Annotated in this window: 14 protein-coding genes; 6 read left to right on the top strand and 8 right to left on the bottom strand. The window is 72.9% G+C overall.

The features are described from left to right. Nucleotides 1–8 precede the first annotated feature (8 nt). Nucleotides 9–1,310, top strand: a complete 1,302-nt coding sequence (locus ACESM1_RS10460; protein WP_372619840.1) for an ArgE/DapE family deacylase — start codon at nucleotides 9–11, stop codon at nucleotides 1,308–1,310. A 13-nt stretch (nucleotides 1,311–1,323) separates the two neighbouring features. On the opposite strand, the gene ACESM1_RS10455 is transcribed toward ACESM1_RS10460, so the two are convergent. Genes ACESM1_RS10455 through ACESM1_RS10435 form a run of 5 tightly spaced genes read right to left on the bottom strand, consistent with a single transcriptional unit; the run spans nucleotide 1,324 to nucleotide 5,102 of the window. Continuing rightward, entirely contained in the window at nucleotides 1,324–2,298 is a 975-nt protein-coding gene (locus ACESM1_RS10455) for a Bug family tripartite tricarboxylate transporter substrate binding protein (protein ID WP_372619839.1), read from the bottom strand. 48 nt (nucleotides 2,299–2,346) lie between these two features. Beyond that, nucleotides 2,347–3,075, bottom strand: a complete 729-nt coding sequence (locus ACESM1_RS10450) for an aspartate/glutamate racemase family protein (RefSeq protein ID WP_372619838.1) — start codon at nucleotides 3,073–3,075, stop codon at nucleotides 2,347–2,349. Next, nucleotides 3,076–3,990, bottom strand: a complete 915-nt coding sequence (locus ACESM1_RS10445; RefSeq protein WP_372619836.1) for a polysaccharide deacetylase family protein — start codon at nucleotides 3,988–3,990, stop codon at nucleotides 3,076–3,078. It abuts the gene before it with no gap. A 3-nt stretch (nucleotides 3,991–3,993) separates the two neighbouring features. Then, nucleotides 3,994–4,350: a hydroxyisourate hydrolase gene (locus tag ACESM1_RS10440; RefSeq protein WP_372619835.1), complete on the bottom strand. Its 357-nt coding sequence runs from the start codon at nucleotides 4,348–4,350 to the stop codon at nucleotides 3,994–3,996. Continuing rightward, nucleotides 4,347–5,102: a hypothetical protein gene (locus tag ACESM1_RS10435; protein ID WP_372619833.1), complete on the bottom strand. Its 756-nt coding sequence runs from the start codon at nucleotides 5,100–5,102 to the stop codon at nucleotides 4,347–4,349. Before ACESM1_RS10435 ends, ACESM1_RS10440 begins: the two co-directional genes overlap by 4 nt. Before the next feature lie 96 nt (nucleotides 5,103–5,198). Between ACESM1_RS10435 and ACESM1_RS10430 the strand changes: the two genes are divergently transcribed. Together ACESM1_RS10430 and ACESM1_RS10425 are read left to right on the top strand one after the other, a co-directional pair. Beyond that, nucleotides 5,199–6,182: a Bug family tripartite tricarboxylate transporter substrate binding protein gene (locus tag ACESM1_RS10430; protein WP_372619831.1), complete on the top strand. Its 984-nt coding sequence runs from the start codon at nucleotides 5,199–5,201 to the stop codon at nucleotides 6,180–6,182. Then, nucleotides 6,179–7,081, top strand: a complete 903-nt coding sequence (locus ACESM1_RS10425) for a BMP family ABC transporter substrate-binding protein (RefSeq protein ID WP_372619829.1) — start codon at nucleotides 6,179–6,181, stop codon at nucleotides 7,079–7,081. The genes ACESM1_RS10430 and ACESM1_RS10425 overlap by 4 nt, the downstream gene beginning before the upstream one ends. Nucleotides 7,082–7,084: 3 nt before the next feature. On the opposite strand, the gene mscL is transcribed toward ACESM1_RS10425, so the two are convergent. Both mscL and ACESM1_RS10415 read right to left on the bottom strand, forming a co-directional pair. Next, a complete protein-coding gene (gene mscL / locus ACESM1_RS10420; protein WP_372619827.1) occupies nucleotides 7,085–7,552 on the bottom strand; it encodes a large conductance mechanosensitive channel protein MscL in 468 nt (155 codons plus the stop codon). Between the two features lie 63 nt (nucleotides 7,553–7,615). Continuing rightward, nucleotides 7,616–8,929 (bottom strand): M20 family metallopeptidase, encoded by a 1,314-nt coding sequence (locus ACESM1_RS10415; protein WP_372619826.1) that lies wholly within the window; start codon nucleotides 8,927–8,929, stop codon nucleotides 7,616–7,618. Nucleotides 8,930–9,061: 132 nt separating this feature from the next. Here ACESM1_RS10415 and ACESM1_RS10410 point away from each other — a divergent pair, with 132 nt between their 5' ends. Both ACESM1_RS10410 and ACESM1_RS10405 read left to right on the top strand, forming a co-directional pair. Beyond that, nucleotides 9,062–9,751: a glutathione S-transferase gene (locus tag ACESM1_RS10410; protein ID WP_372619824.1), complete on the top strand. Its 690-nt coding sequence runs from the start codon at nucleotides 9,062–9,064 to the stop codon at nucleotides 9,749–9,751. Between the two features lie 228 nt (nucleotides 9,752–9,979). After that, a complete protein-coding gene (locus ACESM1_RS10405; RefSeq protein WP_372619822.1) occupies nucleotides 9,980–11,437 on the top strand; it encodes a PRC-barrel domain-containing protein in 1,458 nt (485 codons plus the stop codon). Nucleotides 11,438–11,518: 81 nt separating this feature from the next. On the opposite strand, the gene ACESM1_RS10400 is transcribed toward ACESM1_RS10405, so the two are convergent. Beyond that, the gene (locus tag ACESM1_RS10400) at nucleotides 11,519–12,166 is read right to left on the bottom strand and encodes a DUF6064 family protein (RefSeq protein WP_372619821.1); all 648 of its coding nucleotides are present in this window, start codon (nucleotides 12,164–12,166) and stop codon (nucleotides 11,519–11,521) included. Nucleotides 12,167–12,316: 150 nt separating this feature from the next. On the opposite strand from ACESM1_RS10400, the gene ACESM1_RS10395 reads away from it, so the two are divergent. After that, a complete protein-coding gene (locus tag ACESM1_RS10395; RefSeq protein ID WP_372619819.1) occupies nucleotides 12,317–13,540 on the top strand; it encodes an MFS transporter in 1,224 nt (407 codons plus the stop codon). Nucleotides 13,541–13,931 lie beyond the last annotated feature (391 nt).

Below are 13,931 nucleotides of genomic sequence, written 5' to 3'. Positions count from 1 at the left end.
TGGCCGCCATGACCGACGCACATGCCCGCAGCCCCTCCGCGATCGCCGCAGCGATCGACGCCGCCATCGACGCCGCCTTCGAGCGGCAGGTCGGCTTCCTCGCCGAGCTGGTCCGCTTTCCCTCGCTGCGCGGGCGGGAGGCGCCGCTGCAGGACTGGTTCGCGCGCCAGATGGCCGCGCGCGGCTATGCGGTGGACCGCTACACGCTCGCCGACGTGCCGCTCGCCTCGCATCCCAAGGCGGCGCCGATGGTGGAGGCCGATCCGGCGGCCAGCGTGCAGGTGGTCGCCACCCACCGCGCTGCGAGCCCGACCGGCCGCAGCCTGATCCTGCAAGGCCATATCGACGTGGTGCCCGAGGGTCCGGCCGAGATGTGGACGCATCCGCCCTATGCGGCGGTGATCCGCGACGGCTGGATGTACGGCCGCGGCGCGCATGACATGAAGGCGGGCGTCGCCTGCATGGTCTTCGCCATGGACGCGATCCGCGCGGCGGGCTTCGCGCCGGCCGCCGACGTCTACATCCAGACCGTCACGGAGGAGGAGAGCACCGGCAATGGCGCGCTCTCGACGCTGATCCGCGGCTACCGCGCCGATGCCTGTCTGATCCCGGAGCCGACCGGGCACACCATCACGCGCGCGCATACCGGCACGATCTGGTTCCGCCTGCGCGTGCGCGGCGTGCCGGTGCATGTGGCGGTGGCGCAGGCGGGCAGCAATGCGATCATGTCCGCCTTCCACCTGATCCAGGCGCTGCACGCGCATGTCGCGCGGCTCAACGAGGCGGCCAGGCAGGATGCCTGGTATGGCGAGATCCCCGACCCGCTGAAGTTCAATCCCGGCATCATCCGCGGCGGCGACTGGGCTTCCTCCACGCCCGCCTGGTGCGAGGTGGATTGCCGCATCGGCCATCTGCCCGGCACCGATCCGCATGAGGCGATGCGCGCGGTGGAGCGCGTGGTCGCCGAGGCGGCGAAGGCCGACCTGTTCCTCGCCAACAACCCGCCGGAGGTGGTCTGGACCGGCTTCCAGACCGATGGATTCGTGCTGGAGCCCGGCTCGGAGGCCGAGCGCGTGCTGGCCGACGCGCATCTGGCCGTGCACGGCGCGCCGATGCAGGAGCGGCGCTCCACCGCGGTGAACGACACGCGCTACTACGGCATCGACTACGGCATGCCGGCGCTGTGCTACGGCCCGCTCGGCGAGGGCGCGCACGCCTTTGACGAGCGCACCTCGATCGAGGACCTTCGCCGCTGCACCCGCACCATCGCGCGCTTCATCGCGGAGTGGTGCGGGCTGCGGCCGGGCTGAGCGGCGGCCTGGATCAGGCCGGCCGCACGCCGGCGCTGCGCACCACACCGCCCCAGCGCGTCGCCTCCTGCGCGACGAAGGCGCCGATCTGCACCGGCGAGAGGTTGCCGAGCGAGACCACCCCGATGCCCTCGAGCCGCGTCCTGGTGGCGGGCTCGGCAAGCGCTGCCTGGATCTCGGCACTCAGCCGCGCGGCGATTGCCGGATCGAGCCCGGCCGGCGCGGCGAGCACGAACCAGTTGGTGGCGACCGCCTCGGGGAAGCCCTGTTCCTTCAGCGTCGGCACCTCCGGCAGCGCGGCGACGCGCTCCGCCGAGGAGACCGCGAGGCCCTTGAGGCTGCCGCCGCGGATCGCGGCCGCATTGGCGCCGGAGGTGTCCCAGAGCGAGACGGTGTCGCCGGCCAGCACCGCGCGCTGCGCATCGGCCGCGCCGCGGAACGGCACGTGCAGCAGCTTGACGTCCGCCTGCATGGACCACAGCACGCCCGCCAGGTGGCCGGCGGAGCCGACGCCGGAGGAGCCGAAGGAGACCTCCTCCGCCCGCTGTGCGGCGCGCGCCTTGTAGTCGGCGATGCTCCGCAGCGGGCTGTCGCCCTTCACCGCGCAGACCAGGGGCGCGCCGCCGAACATGCTGACCCAGGTGAAGGCGCGGGAGGGATCATAGGCGAGGTTGGGGAAGAGCGAGGGCGCGACGGCCAGCGGGCCGGTGTTGGAGATCAGCAGCGTGTGCCCATCCGGCACCGCCCTCGCGGCCTCGCCGGTGGCGAGCGACCCGCCGGCCCCGGGCCGGTTGTCGATGACGAAGGGGCGGCCGAAGGCTCGCTCCAGCCGCTCCGTCAGCGGGCGGATGATCAGGTCGCTGGTGCCGCCCGGCGCATACGGGTTGATGACGCGCACCGGCCGGTTCGGCCAGGCGCCCTGCGCGGCGGCGAAGCGCGGCGCGGCAAGGGTCGCGGCGGCGGCGAGCAGAAGGCGGCGGCGTTGCATGGTTGAGGTTCCCCGGAGGTCCGGTCGAGCCAAGCAAGCGCCGTGCCGTCAGCCGGCGTAGAGCTTCCCCAGTTCCGGCGCGAAGCCGGTCAGTGCGCGGGGACGAGCTGCACGCGGCGCGCCGGGTGGCGCAAGGCCGACCATCGCCTCCGCCAGCCGCACCGCGGCGGCGGTGCCATCCACCAGCGGCACGGGCACGCGCGGGGCGATCACCGGCGCCAGGCCGGCGAGCGGGCCGCCGGCGAGGATGATCGCTTCCGCGCCATCCTGCTCCACGGATTGGCGACAGAGATCGGCGATGAGATCGGCGCGCTCCTCCGCCACGCGTCCGGGATCGCCAGAGAAGGGCGGACCCATGCGGAAGCCGGCGCAGCGAGAAGCGAGGCCGTGATGCGCCAGGCATTCCTCGAACATCGGGCGCAGCGCGGCGGTGAAGCTCACCACGCCGAAGCGGCGACCGAGCATGGAAGCGGCGTGGAAGGCGGCCTCGCTGATGCCGAGCACCGGCACCTCCAGCAGTTCCTTCGCCGCATCCAGGCCGGGATCGCCGAAGCAGGCGATCACCGCGGCGTCGTAGCCGCCGCGACGGGCGGCCAGCGCCGCAAGCGTGGCAGGGCCGGCCACCAGCCAGTCGGCGCGGGTGACGATCAGCGGCAGGCCGAAGGGCGCGGTGACGGCCTCGACTTCCGTGCCCGGGGAGGCGGCGGCGCGGGCGGCGGCGGCGATGCGGTCGGTGACGCCGTCGGTGGTGTTGCTGTTGACGACGAGGATGCGCATTCAGCGGGCCTCCTGCGCCAGCCAGTGCTGCGCGATGTCGCGGCGGCGCGCCACCCAAAGTCCGGGCGTACGTGCGACGTGTTCGAGGATCTGCTCGAGGCCGTGCATGCGCGCCGGGCGGCCGATGATGCGCAGATGCAGGCCGATGGAGAGCATCCGCGGCGCGCTGCGGCCTTCGCGCATCAGCCAGTCCATGGCCGAGATGCAGTAACGGGAAAAGTCCTCGGGCTGCACGAATCCGCCGCCGGGGCCGAAGCGCATGTCGTTGGTGTCGAAGGCGTAGGGCAGGATGACATGCCGGCCACCATCGGGGCGCGCGATGCTGCGCGGCATGTCGTCGTCGTAGCAGTCGGAATCGTAGAGGAAGCCGCCTTCTTCCAGCAGCAGGCGCCGCGTGTTCACGCTGCTCGCGCTGCGGGTGTGCCAGCCGACCGGCCGCTCGCCCGCGGCGTCGGCGATGGCCTCGACGGTGGCGGCGATCACCGCCCGTTCGGTCGCCTCCGCCATCCCGGCATGGCGTTCCCAGCGCCAGCCATGCGCCGAGATCTCGTGCCCCCGCGCGGCGGGTGCCGCGGCAAGCGCCGGCGTCGCGGCAATGGCGCGGCCGCAGGCGGAGAAGGTGGCCTTCACGCCGAAGGCGTCGAACAGGTCGAGGATCCGCCAGATCCCGGCGCGGCTGCCATAGGCGAAGTGGCTTTCCATGCAGGGATCGGGGTGGCCTTCGACTTCCTCGCGCGCCTCGTAGACGCTTTCGTTGCGCGCATCGTCGCTGGTGAGCGACAGCTCCGCGCCTTCCTCCACATTGACCACGAAGGACAGCGCGAGGCGCGCATCCTCCGGCCAGGTGATCCGCGGTGGCGTCGGACCATGGCCGGTCAGCTCGCGGCTGGCGGGCGGCATCCCTCCGGGGACCATCGCTCAGGCTCCCCGGTAGAGCGAATAGCCGAAGGGCGTGAACTTGATCGGCAGGTGGTAGTGCTGCGCGAGGTCGAAGACGCGGAAGCGGAAGGGCACGACATCGAGGAAGGGCGGCGCCTCGCTGCCGGTTGCGCGGTGGAAGGCGCCGAGATGCATCAGCACCTCATGCTCGCCCGGCTCCACGCCTTCGCCCTGCGCCACCGGATGTTCCAGTGCGCCGGTCGGGCCGATGCGGCCTTCGGCGATGGTCACGCGCGCGCCATCCGGCTCGATGCGGTCGATGCGCACCGCCATGCCCTCCGCCACGCGGCCGCGCGCCACGTCCACCGCATGCACCGAGATGCCGCCCGCCTTCATCCGCGATTCTCCAGCGTGAACAGCCGGCCCCATGCCGCGCCCGGCCTTGCCGCGATGCCCGCGACGCCAAGCCCGCCCCAGATGCCGAGCGCCGTGGCATCGAGGAAGGGCAGGCCGAGCTCCGCTTCCAGCGATGCTGCCAAAGGCGCAGCGGCACAGTTGGTGTTCCAGGCGATGATGGCCTGCACGCCGGCGGCGCGCGCAACCTGGCGCGCCATCGCCACGACGGCCTCGTCGCCGACCGCGGCGAAGCCGAGGTTGTCGGCGATGCCGAGGCTCGCCTGCGCCACCGTCTCGATGCCTTCGGCGGCAAGGCCGCGCGCGGCGCGCTCGTTGTAGTCGCGCCCATGCGGGCCGATCAGCGCGATCCGCGTGAGGCCGAGCAGCCGCAGGGCCCGCAGCAGCGCCAGGCCCGGCGTGTCGGCGGCGATGCCGGTGCGCGCGGTGATCCCGGCGACCAGCGCGCGATCATGGTCCAGCCCGATCACCGCGCCCTTGCCGGCGCTCAGCACGATGACATCCGGCCGCGCATCGGCGAGCAGTTCCGCGGCGTCCAGCAGCGCCGGCACGTCGTGGCGATCCGGCGAGGGATCGGTTGCGCCGCGCTTCGCGATTCGCGTGAACAGCGGCGCCACCGGCAGCCCGCGCAGCATCGCGATGGTGGTGCGCTCCACCACCGTGTTGGCCGAGGGCAGGATGGTGGAGAGCAGATGCGGCGCGGCCGGCATCAGCACGTCGGGGGCAGTGGTCATCAGCCCCATCCTGCCGCGCCGGACCGGCTGCCGCCAGGGGCGCATGACGCCGGCATGAGACTTGCGCAGGTTGCGGCGAAGACAGGGAGACACCGTATGTATCGCCGCCAACTGCCCATCATCGCGGCAGCCACCGCCTTCACGCTGGGCAGGCCCGCCCTGGCGCAGACCGGCTGGCCCAGCCGCAGCATCCGCATCGTCGTCACCTTCCCGCCGGGCGGCTCCTCCGACCTCGTCGCGCGGGTGCTGGCGGATGTGCTCTCGCAGAAGCTCCCGCAGCGGGTGATCGTGGACAACCGCCCCGGCGCGGGCGGCACGCTCGGCGCCGCGCATGTCGCGACGCAGCCGGCGGATGGCTACACGCTGCTGCTGAGCAACACCGCGCCGATCGTCACCTCGCCGCCGCTCTATCCGAATGTCGCCTATGATCCGGCGGCAGGCTTCACGCATATCGCCTATCTCGGCGCGACGCCGCTGGTGATCATGGTCAATCCGCGCCAGGTGCCGGCGAACGTGACGGACCTCGCCGGGCTGGTCGCCTGGGCCAAGGCGCAGCCGGCGCCGCCCGGCTATGGCAGCTCCGGCGCCGGCTCGGTGCACCACATCTTCGGCGAGGCGCTGATGGCGCGCACCGGCGTGCGGCTGACCCACGTTCCCTATCGCGGCAGCTCGCCGATGCTGGCGGACCTGCTGGGCGGCGCCATCCCGATCGGCTTCGACACGCTGCCGCAGAATGTCGAGAACATCCGCTCCGGCCGGCTGCGCGCCATCGCGGTCACCTCGCCGATGCGCCAGGCGATGGCGCCGGAGGTGCCGACCACCGGGGAGGCCGGCTTCGCCGGGCTGCTGGCGGAGAATTGGCTCGGCTTCTCCGCGCCGCCCGGCCTGCCGGCGCCGATCGCGGCGAAGCTGCATGCGGAGGTGACGGCCGCGCTCGCGCTGCCGCCGGTGCAGCGGCGCTGGGAGGAACTCGGCATCGCTCTGCGGCCGATGAGCCAGGCGGAGTTCACCGCCTTCGTCGCCGACCAGGTGAAGACGGTCGGCGGTGCCGTGCGCGCGCTCGGCATCACCGCGCAATGAGCGCCGCCCGCATCGTCGCGGTCTTCTTCGGCCGCCCCGGCGCGGGCAGCTTCAACGCCGCTGGCGTCGCGGGGCTGGCACGCGCCGCCGCGCGCCATGGCCTGGCGCCGGAAACGCTGTGGGAGCCGGAACCGGCGCAGCGTGCGCAGACCCTCGCCGCAGCCGCCGCGCGCGCCGATCTCGTCATTGCGCATGGCGGCCAGGGCGAGGCCGGAGTGCGGCTTGTCGCGCCGGCGTTTCCGCGCACCGCCTTCGCCGTGACCCAGGGCCGCATCGCCGGGCCGAACATCGCCTGCTTCGAGGTGCTGCAGGAGCAATCCGCCTTCCTCGCCGGCGCGCTGGCGGGCTGGTGGAGCCGCGGTGGCGTCGCCGCGCATCTCTCCGGCGAGAAGGTGCCGCCCGGCCTGCGCGGTCGCGCCGGCTTCGCCGCCGGGCTGTCTCACGCGCGCCCCGATGCCGTGCTGCTCACCGGCTTCTGCGGCGATCAGCATGATCCGGAACTCGCCGGGCGCTGGACGGCGATGCAGGCGGCCGCGGGGGCGGAAGTGCAGTTTGCCATGCTCGATGGCGGCCGGTCGGGCGCCATCGCCGCCTGCCGCCATGCGGGTATCCGCGCCATCGGCAATGTCCGCGACTGGACGGCGGAGGATCCGGTCTTCCTCGCCTCCGCGGTGGCGGAGAACGGCTTAACTGTGGAGGCAGCCGTTGCGGCGTTCCTCACCGGCCGCTTCACCGACCGGCGCATCGGGCTCGAGGCGCCGGAGGCGGTACGCCTCGCGCTGGCCGCCGATGTGGATCCGGAACTGGCCACGCGCGTGGAGGCGCTGCGCGGGGCTATCCTCTCCAGCGCCGTGGCCGTGCCGGAGCACTATGACGGGCCGGAGTGGATGCCAGGCTGAGGCTCAGACCTTCGGACGCGCCCGCAATTCGTCGCGGATGTCCGCCAGCAACGCCTCGGTGGGCGTCGGGCCGGTCGGCGCCTCCTTGGCGGCTTCGGCCGGCTCCTCCGACCTGCGCAGTCGCGACAGCACGCGCAGCAGCCAGAAGATCGCCATCGCCACGATCAGGAACTTGATGATGGCGTTGATGAACCTCCCCACCGCCAGCACTGCCGCGCCGCTCTCGCGCGTCGCTTCCAGCGAAGGCAGCCGCTCGCCGCTCAGCACGATGAAGAGGTTGGAGAAGTCGATCCCGCCGACCAGCAGGCCGATCAGCGGGTTGATCAGGTCCTCGACCAGGCTGGAGACGATGGCGGTGAAGGCGGCGCCGATCACGATCCCGACCGCGAGGTCGATCACGCTGCCACGCATGATGAAGGCCTTGAACTCGCGGAGCCAGGCCGGCTCCTTCAAGGGAATCGGTGGCTGCATCTGGTTGCACTCCGCTCTCCTCGCGCAGCTTCGCAGTTTCGGCCCGCGCGCAAAACGGAAATGTCACCCGGCCGGCTCGACCCCACACCATAGCGCGATGAGTGCCGCCACCACCGCCACGCCGCGGCGGTAATCTGCCTCGTCCACCCATTCGTCGCGGCCGCCATTCTGCGTCAGGTCGCCGCAGAGCGGGCCAAGCCCGACGCAGGGGATGCCGGACTGCACCATCGGGTTGCGGATGTCCGACGAGGTGTGCAGCGGGTTGATCTCCGGCACCTGCCCGGTGCCCAGCCGCACCGCCTCGCTGGTCGCGGTCCAGAGCGGGTGGTCGAGCGGCACTTCGGCGCCGGTGACGCCGGACAGGAAATGCAGCACGGGCGGCGTGTCGCGCAGGAACGGGTCTGCGGCGGCGGCCTCGGCCATCGCGGCCTCGACCTCCGCCTGCACGGCGGCGAGCTTCTCGCCCGGCGGGAAGGACAGCGCGCAGAACAGCTGCACCGCCGGCGCCACGCGGCTGGCGCGGCCATCGCCGAGCGTGCGGATGTCGCCGACCAGCAGGTTGGTGGAGCGGCCGATCGCCGCATCCAGCGCCGGGTGGTGCACGCGTTCGCCGCGCCTTGCATCCAGCGCGCGCAGCGCAGCCAGCACCACCATCGCCTTGTCCACCGGGTTCACCGCGACATGGGCGAAGGCGGCATGTCCCGGCTCGTTGGTGGCGGGCAGGCGGCCGGGGACGATCACCTTGAAGATCAGCTGGCCGGCGGCCAGCGCCTTCACCTCCCGCATGCCGATGCCGGATTCGGCGGGGTGCAGATAGACGGCCGCATCCGCCGCGACGCCGCCATGCAGCAGCGCATGCACGCCCCGCGCGTGGCGCTTGGAGGGCGTACTGGCGAGGATGACGTCGCCCTTCGGTCTTAGCCCGGCATCGCGCAGCACCTGGATCGCCTCCACCATGGTGGCGACGCCGGCCAGGTCGTCGGCCACGCCCCAGCCATGGATGCGCCCGCCATCCACCTCGCCCGCCAGAGGGTCGTGCATCCAGCCATGCTCGGGCTGGAAGGGCTCGCCATCGGGATGGGCGAAGAAGATCACGCTGCGGCCGCCGCCGGCGCCGGGCAGGCGGGCGAGCACGGCCTCGCGCTGGTCAGTCGCCATGGCGGCCTCGGCGGCGAATTCATCCTTCAGCACCACCTCGGCGGGACGGTAGCGGCGGCGCTCCACCTGGCAGCCGAGCGCCGCGCAGGCCTCGGCGACGCGCCCCTGCACGGCGGCCTCGCCCTCCGCCTGCAGGCGGATCAGCGCGCGCAGGAACTCGACCGCGGCGGCGCCGCCTGCCTCCGCCGCGCGCTGCACGCGCGCCACCGACTGATCCATTGATGAATGCTCCTGGAATCGAGGGGGATGGTCCGGCGCGGCGGCAGGCGCGTCAATGCGCGCTTGCGGAACCGGCCGGGGCGTGGCCATGTTGTCGTTACGCAAACGGCGCCGGGGAGCGGTCGCGCGCGCATGATGCGTCTCATCATCGGGGCCAAGTGGTCCTCCACCTGGACGATGCGCGGCTGGCTCGCCTGCCGCCTCTCGGGCCTGCCCTTCGTGGCGGAGACTCTCTGGCTGTCACGGCCCGACAGCAAGGCGAAGCTGGCCAGCGCCTCGCCGACCGGGCTGATCCCCGTGCTGGAGCATGAGGGCTTCATCGTCACCGACACGCTGGCGATTGCCGAATATCTGTGGGAGCTGGCGCCGGGTTGCGGAATCTGGCCCACGGAGTTGCGCGCACGCACCGTCGCGCGCATGTCGGCCGCCGAGATGCACGCGCATTTCGCGGAACTGCGCGCGGCGCTGCCGATGAACCTGGTGAAGCGCTGGCCGATCGCCAACGGCATCCCTTCGAACGCGAAGCTGCTCGGCCGACCGGGCGTGCAGGCGCAGGTCGCGCGCGTGCAGGAGAGCTGGCGCCAGACGCGCACGGCCTGGGGCGCGGGCGGGCCCTATCTGTTCGGGGCGCGCTTCTGCTTCGCGGACGCGATGTGGGCGCCGATGGCCAGCCGCTTCCGCACCTATTCGGTGGCGCTGACGCCGGAGGCGCAGGCCTATGCCGATGCGGTGCTGGCGCATCCCCTGGTCGCCGAATGGGTCGCCGGTGCCGAGGCGGAGGCGCGGGAGATCGGCTGGGAGGCCTGCGCGGCCTGGCCGTGATCGTGGCGGCGCTCGGCGCCGCAGGGTGCCGCATCGCAACGGTGCGCAATCACCAGCGGTTCCGGGACGCATGATGCGCGCATCGGTTCCCTCGGCTTCGCCTAGGTAGGGACACGGAATCCTCTGCTTCGCCGCGGCATCCCACATCGCGATGGGTCGGCACAGCACCAGAGCGGGCAGCCTTCGGCACGCCCTGCCGCTATGCCAGTACCGGAGAGGAATGACAGCATGACACGAACCCCCGATTACCGTCCGCACGTCGCCGCGCGCCCCCTGGGCGGCCGGGCCCTTCTGCTCGCCGGCGCTGCCGCGCTGGCACTCGGCTTCGGCAATGCGGCGTTGGCGCAGCAGGGCCAGGCGCAGCAGCGTCCGGCGCAGCAGGGCCAGCAGGCGCAGCAGCAGCCAGGCCAGGCCGGCCAGCAGGGCCAGATGCCGCAGGCGCAGGCCACCCAGATGCAGACCGTCGAGCGGTCGCTCCGCACGGCGCAGGAGCAGCTTTCGCGCAACCAGCAGCAGCCGAATTTTGGTCAGGCGCGCGCCGCCGTGGAGGCTGGGACGAACGCGCTGCAGGGCGTGCCGCAGCAGGCCCAGCGTGGGGAAGCCTACCGCACGGCGCAGCGTGAGCTGAACGAGGCGCAGCAGGCGCTGCGGCAGCAGCAGCCGAACCGCGAGCAGGTGGCCGGCTCGCTGCGTGAGGCTGCGGATGCCCTGGTGATCCTGATCCGCGAGGTCGGCGGTACGGCCGCTGCCGCTGGCGCAGCAGGCGGCGCCCAGGGCGCACAGATCGCCGTGCAGCAGCCCTCTCCGCAGGTGACGGTGCAGCAGGCGCAGCCGCAGGTCACCGTGCAGCAGCCTTCCCCGGATGTGACGGTGCAGCAGCCCGCTCCGCAGGTGACGGTGCAGCAGCCCGCTCCGCAGGTGACGGTGCAGCAGCCGCGGCCCGAGGTGACCGTGCAGCAGGCGCAGCCGCAGGTGACGGTGCAGCAGCCGCGCCCCGAGGTGACTGTGCAGCAGGCGCGGCCCGAGGTGACTGTGCAGCAGGCGCAGCCGCAGGTGCGCGTGCAGCAGGCCGAGCCCCAGGTGAGGGTGGAGCGCGAAGGTCAGCCGCAGGTGACGGTGCAGCGCCAGGGCGAGCCGCAGGTGCAGGTCCAGCGTGAGGGTCAGCCGCAGGTGACCGTGCAGCGCGAGGGCCAGCCGCAGGTGCAGGTCGAGCGCGAGCGCCAGGCACAGGTCCAGCGGGAGCGCGAAGTCCGGCCGGGCATGACCGAGCAGCGGACCGGCGCCACCACCGCCGTCCCGCCGCCCGCGCAGTCCGGCGGTGCCCAGCCGCAGGTCGCCGTCGCCACGCCGACGGCTGGCGTGCCCCTGACCACGGTGCAGAGCCTGATCGGCACCGATGTCTACGGCGCCAACGGTCGCGAGGCCGGCGAGGTGGAGAACCTGCTGATCGACAACAGCGGTCGCGTGCGCGCCGCGGTGATCGAGTGGGGCGGCTTCCTTGGCATCGGTGAGCGCCGTGCCATGGTGCCGATCGAGCGGATCCGGCTCGGCGCCGCCGGCAACGACCGCGCCCTGCTCGAGATGACGCGCGAGGAGCTGGAGGCGCTGCCGCGCTACGATCGCGAGCGCGTCGCCGATTACGGCCGCGAGCGCGGCTGGGGCGAGGGGCTGCGACTCTATCGCTGACCCTGGCGGGTCTGGGCCGGCGGCGGGATGCCGCCGGCCCATTCCCTGCCAAGGAATCCGGCCGGCTTCGCGCTGGCCCTTTCAGGCAGCGCCGGGATGACCCCGGCGCTGTCTCAGCATGACGGCACCCGCGGCAAGACCGCCCACAAGCAGCAGCCAGTCCTGCGGCACCGCAAGCAGCACGGCTGCGGATCCGCCGATCACCGCCCAGAGCAGCGGCACCGCGAGCAGCCACCGCGGCACCGGCGCCTCAGCCAGCAGCAGAATGCCGAAGGTGAAGATCGTCACCGGACAGGGGGTGACACCGAAGGCCGGCAGATCGGACCACTCATGGCCGGCAAGCCGCCCGAGCAGCGGGTAGACCAGTGCCGCATAGGCGACCAGCGCCAGCCCGAACACGCCGCGCCAGCCTCGCGGCGGCCCGAAGGGCAGCCCGCCCCGTCGCACGGCCGCAAGCAGCAGCAGCCCGCCCTGCAGCAGGAAGGCCGCGCCGAACAGACGCGCCGCCGGGTTGATCGCCGCGAAGTGCAGCAGGTGGTAGCCGAGACCCGTCCAGATCCACATCGCCGCGAGCGCCGCCGGCACCAGCCGCGCCGCGGCCCCGCCGCCGCGCAGCGCCAGCGCCACGGTCCCGGCACCCAGCAGCAGCGCCACCGCCTGGGCCGGCCAGATCGCCGCGTTGTAGGCGGCGAAGACCGCGAAGAACTCCGCGACGGTGAATGGCAGCATGGCAGCGCCTCCTCTGCCCTTCGGATGCGTGGGGAAGCGCGCAACCTCGCCCATCCTGCGGGTCATCCGGGTTAACAGCCTGGCACAGCTTGCCTAACCTGCCCGCCTTTGAGGACGGGACGGGCGGACGATGCTGGCAGTCTGGTGGCCTTGGCCGCGACGATGCAAGGCGGCGCGGCGCGGCCGCGCGGCATGACGGGCGAGGCGGCGCCGGCCGGGGCACGACGCGTCGTTCTTGCGCTCGGTACGGCGCAGACGCTGTCCTGGGCCTCCTCCTACTACCTGCCCGCGATCCTCGCCGCCCCGATGGCGCGCGAGATGGACCTGCCGGTCTCCTGGGTGTTCGGCGCCTTCTCCGTTGCGCTGGTGCTTTCGGCGCTGCTCGGCCCGGCGGTTGGGCGGGCGATCGATCGCCTCGGCGGCAGGCCGGTGCTGGCGGTCTCCAACCTGGTGCTGGCAGGTGGGCTGCTGCTGCTGGCGGTTGCGCCCGGGCCCTGGGTGATGGCGGCCGGGTGGGTGGTGCTCGGCATCGGCATGGCCATGGGGCTCTACGACGCCGCCTTCGCCACGCTGGCCGGGCTCTATGGGCGCGCCGCGCGCGGGCCGATTACCGGCATCACGTTGATCGCCGGCTTCGCCAGCACGGTGGGCTGGCCGCTTTCGGCGGTGCTGGAGGAAGGCTTCGGCTGGCGCGGCGCCTGCCTGGTCTGGGCCGGGCTGCACCTGGCGATCGGGCTGCCGCTGAACCGGCTGCTGGTGCCGCCGGCGCCACCGCCCGAGAAGCTGGCCGCCACCGAGGCTGGTGATGCCCCGCCGGCGCCGCGTTTCGCGATGCCGCTGCTGGCCTTCGTCTTCGCGGCAACCTGGACGGTGACGGGCGCGATGGCGGCGCACCTGCCGAACCTGTTGCAGGCCGCGGGCGCCTCCGCGGCGGGTGCGGTGGCGGCAGCGGCGCTGGTCGGGCCTGCGCAGGTGGCGGCGCGGCTGCTGGAATTCGGGCTGCTGCGGCGCTTCCATCCGATCCTGTCGGGGCGGCTGGCGGCGCTGGGCCACCCGCTCGGCGCGGCGGCGTTGGTGGCCTTCGGAGGGGTGGCGGCGCCGGTCTTCACCGTGCTTCACGGCATGGGCAACGGCATGCTGACCATCGTGAAGGGCACTCTGCCGCTCGCGGTGTTCGGGCCGGTCGGCTACGGCGCGCGGCAAGGGCTGCTCTCGGCGCCCGCGCGATTCATGCAGGCACTCTCGCCCTTTGCCTTCGGGCTGCTGCTGGAGCGCGGCAGCGTGCAGGCGGCGCTGACGCTCACCGCCGGGCTCTCGCTCGCGGCATTCGTCGCACTGCTGCTCCTGCGGATGGCGGCGCCGGTCAGGCGATAGGGCGCGGGATGTCCGGGCCGGGCGGGCTGACCGGCGGGATCTCGGTCGGGGAGGGCACTGGCCCCGCCGGCGGCACCTCCGGGCCCGGTGGCTGCGGCGTCACCGGCGGCAGCCCGGGCAACTCGGGGCCTGGCTGCGGCGGCGTGTCCGGTCGAGGCGTCTCGGTGGGTGGTTCGGCCGGTGGCTCGGGTACTTCGCGCGGCGGATCGGATCCTTGCATCCGGACCCAACGCGCCGCGGCGCCGCCGGTTGAGCGGGGCAGGGTTCAGCGCGGTGCCGGCGCATTCGCTGCCGCTAGACCCGAGTAGCCCAGGCTGGAATCGGCTTGTGATTGGATGCGGCGCGGCAGGGTGTGATTCGTAGGCGTCCAGCTTTGGCTGGAGGCGGAGAT

The sequence above is a fragment of the Falsiroseomonas sp. genome (genome assembly GCF_041690465.1).
In the GTDB taxonomy this organism is placed as follows: Bacteria; Pseudomonadota; Alphaproteobacteria; order Acetobacterales; family Acetobacteraceae; genus Falsiroseomonas.
This window is presented reverse-complemented; position numbering and strand designations above follow the sequence as displayed.

Coding starts and splice junctions, on each gene's coding strand:
- ACESM1_RS10460 (WP_372619840.1), top strand. CDS start 9: ATGACCGACGCACATGCCCGCAGCCCCTCCGCGATCGCCGCAGCGATC.
- ACESM1_RS10455 (WP_372619839.1), bottom strand. CDS start 2,298: ATGCAACGCCGCCGCCTTCTGCTCGCCGCCGCCGCGACCCTTGCCGCG.
- ACESM1_RS10450 (WP_372619838.1), bottom strand. CDS start 3,075: ATGCGCATCCTCGTCGTCAACAGCAACACCACCGACGGCGTCACCGAC.
- ACESM1_RS10445 (WP_372619836.1), bottom strand. CDS start 3,990: ATGGTCCCCGGAGGGATGCCGCCCGCCAGCCGCGAGCTGACCGGCCAT.
- ACESM1_RS10440 (WP_372619835.1), bottom strand. CDS start 4,350: ATGAAGGCGGGCGGCATCTCGGTGCATGCGGTGGACGTGGCGCGCGGC.
- ACESM1_RS10435 (WP_372619833.1), bottom strand. CDS start 5,102: ATGACCACTGCCCCCGACGTGCTGATGCCGGCCGCGCCGCATCTGCTC.
- ACESM1_RS10430 (WP_372619831.1), top strand. CDS start 5,199: ATGTATCGCCGCCAACTGCCCATCATCGCGGCAGCCACCGCCTTCACG.
- ACESM1_RS10425 (WP_372619829.1), top strand. CDS start 6,179: ATGAGCGCCGCCCGCATCGTCGCGGTCTTCTTCGGCCGCCCCGGCGCG.
- mscL (WP_372619827.1), bottom strand. CDS start 7,552: ATGCAGCCACCGATTCCCTTGAAGGAGCCGGCCTGGCTCCGCGAGTTC.
- ACESM1_RS10415 (WP_372619826.1), bottom strand. CDS start 8,929: ATGGATCAGTCGGTGGCGCGCGTGCAGCGCGCGGCGGAGGCAGGCGGC.
- ACESM1_RS10410 (WP_372619824.1), top strand. CDS start 9,062: ATGATGCGTCTCATCATCGGGGCCAAGTGGTCCTCCACCTGGACGATG.
- ACESM1_RS10405 (WP_372619822.1), top strand. CDS start 9,980: ATGACACGAACCCCCGATTACCGTCCGCACGTCGCCGCGCGCCCCCTG.
- ACESM1_RS10400 (WP_372619821.1), bottom strand. CDS start 12,166: ATGCTGCCATTCACCGTCGCGGAGTTCTTCGCGGTCTTCGCCGCCTAC.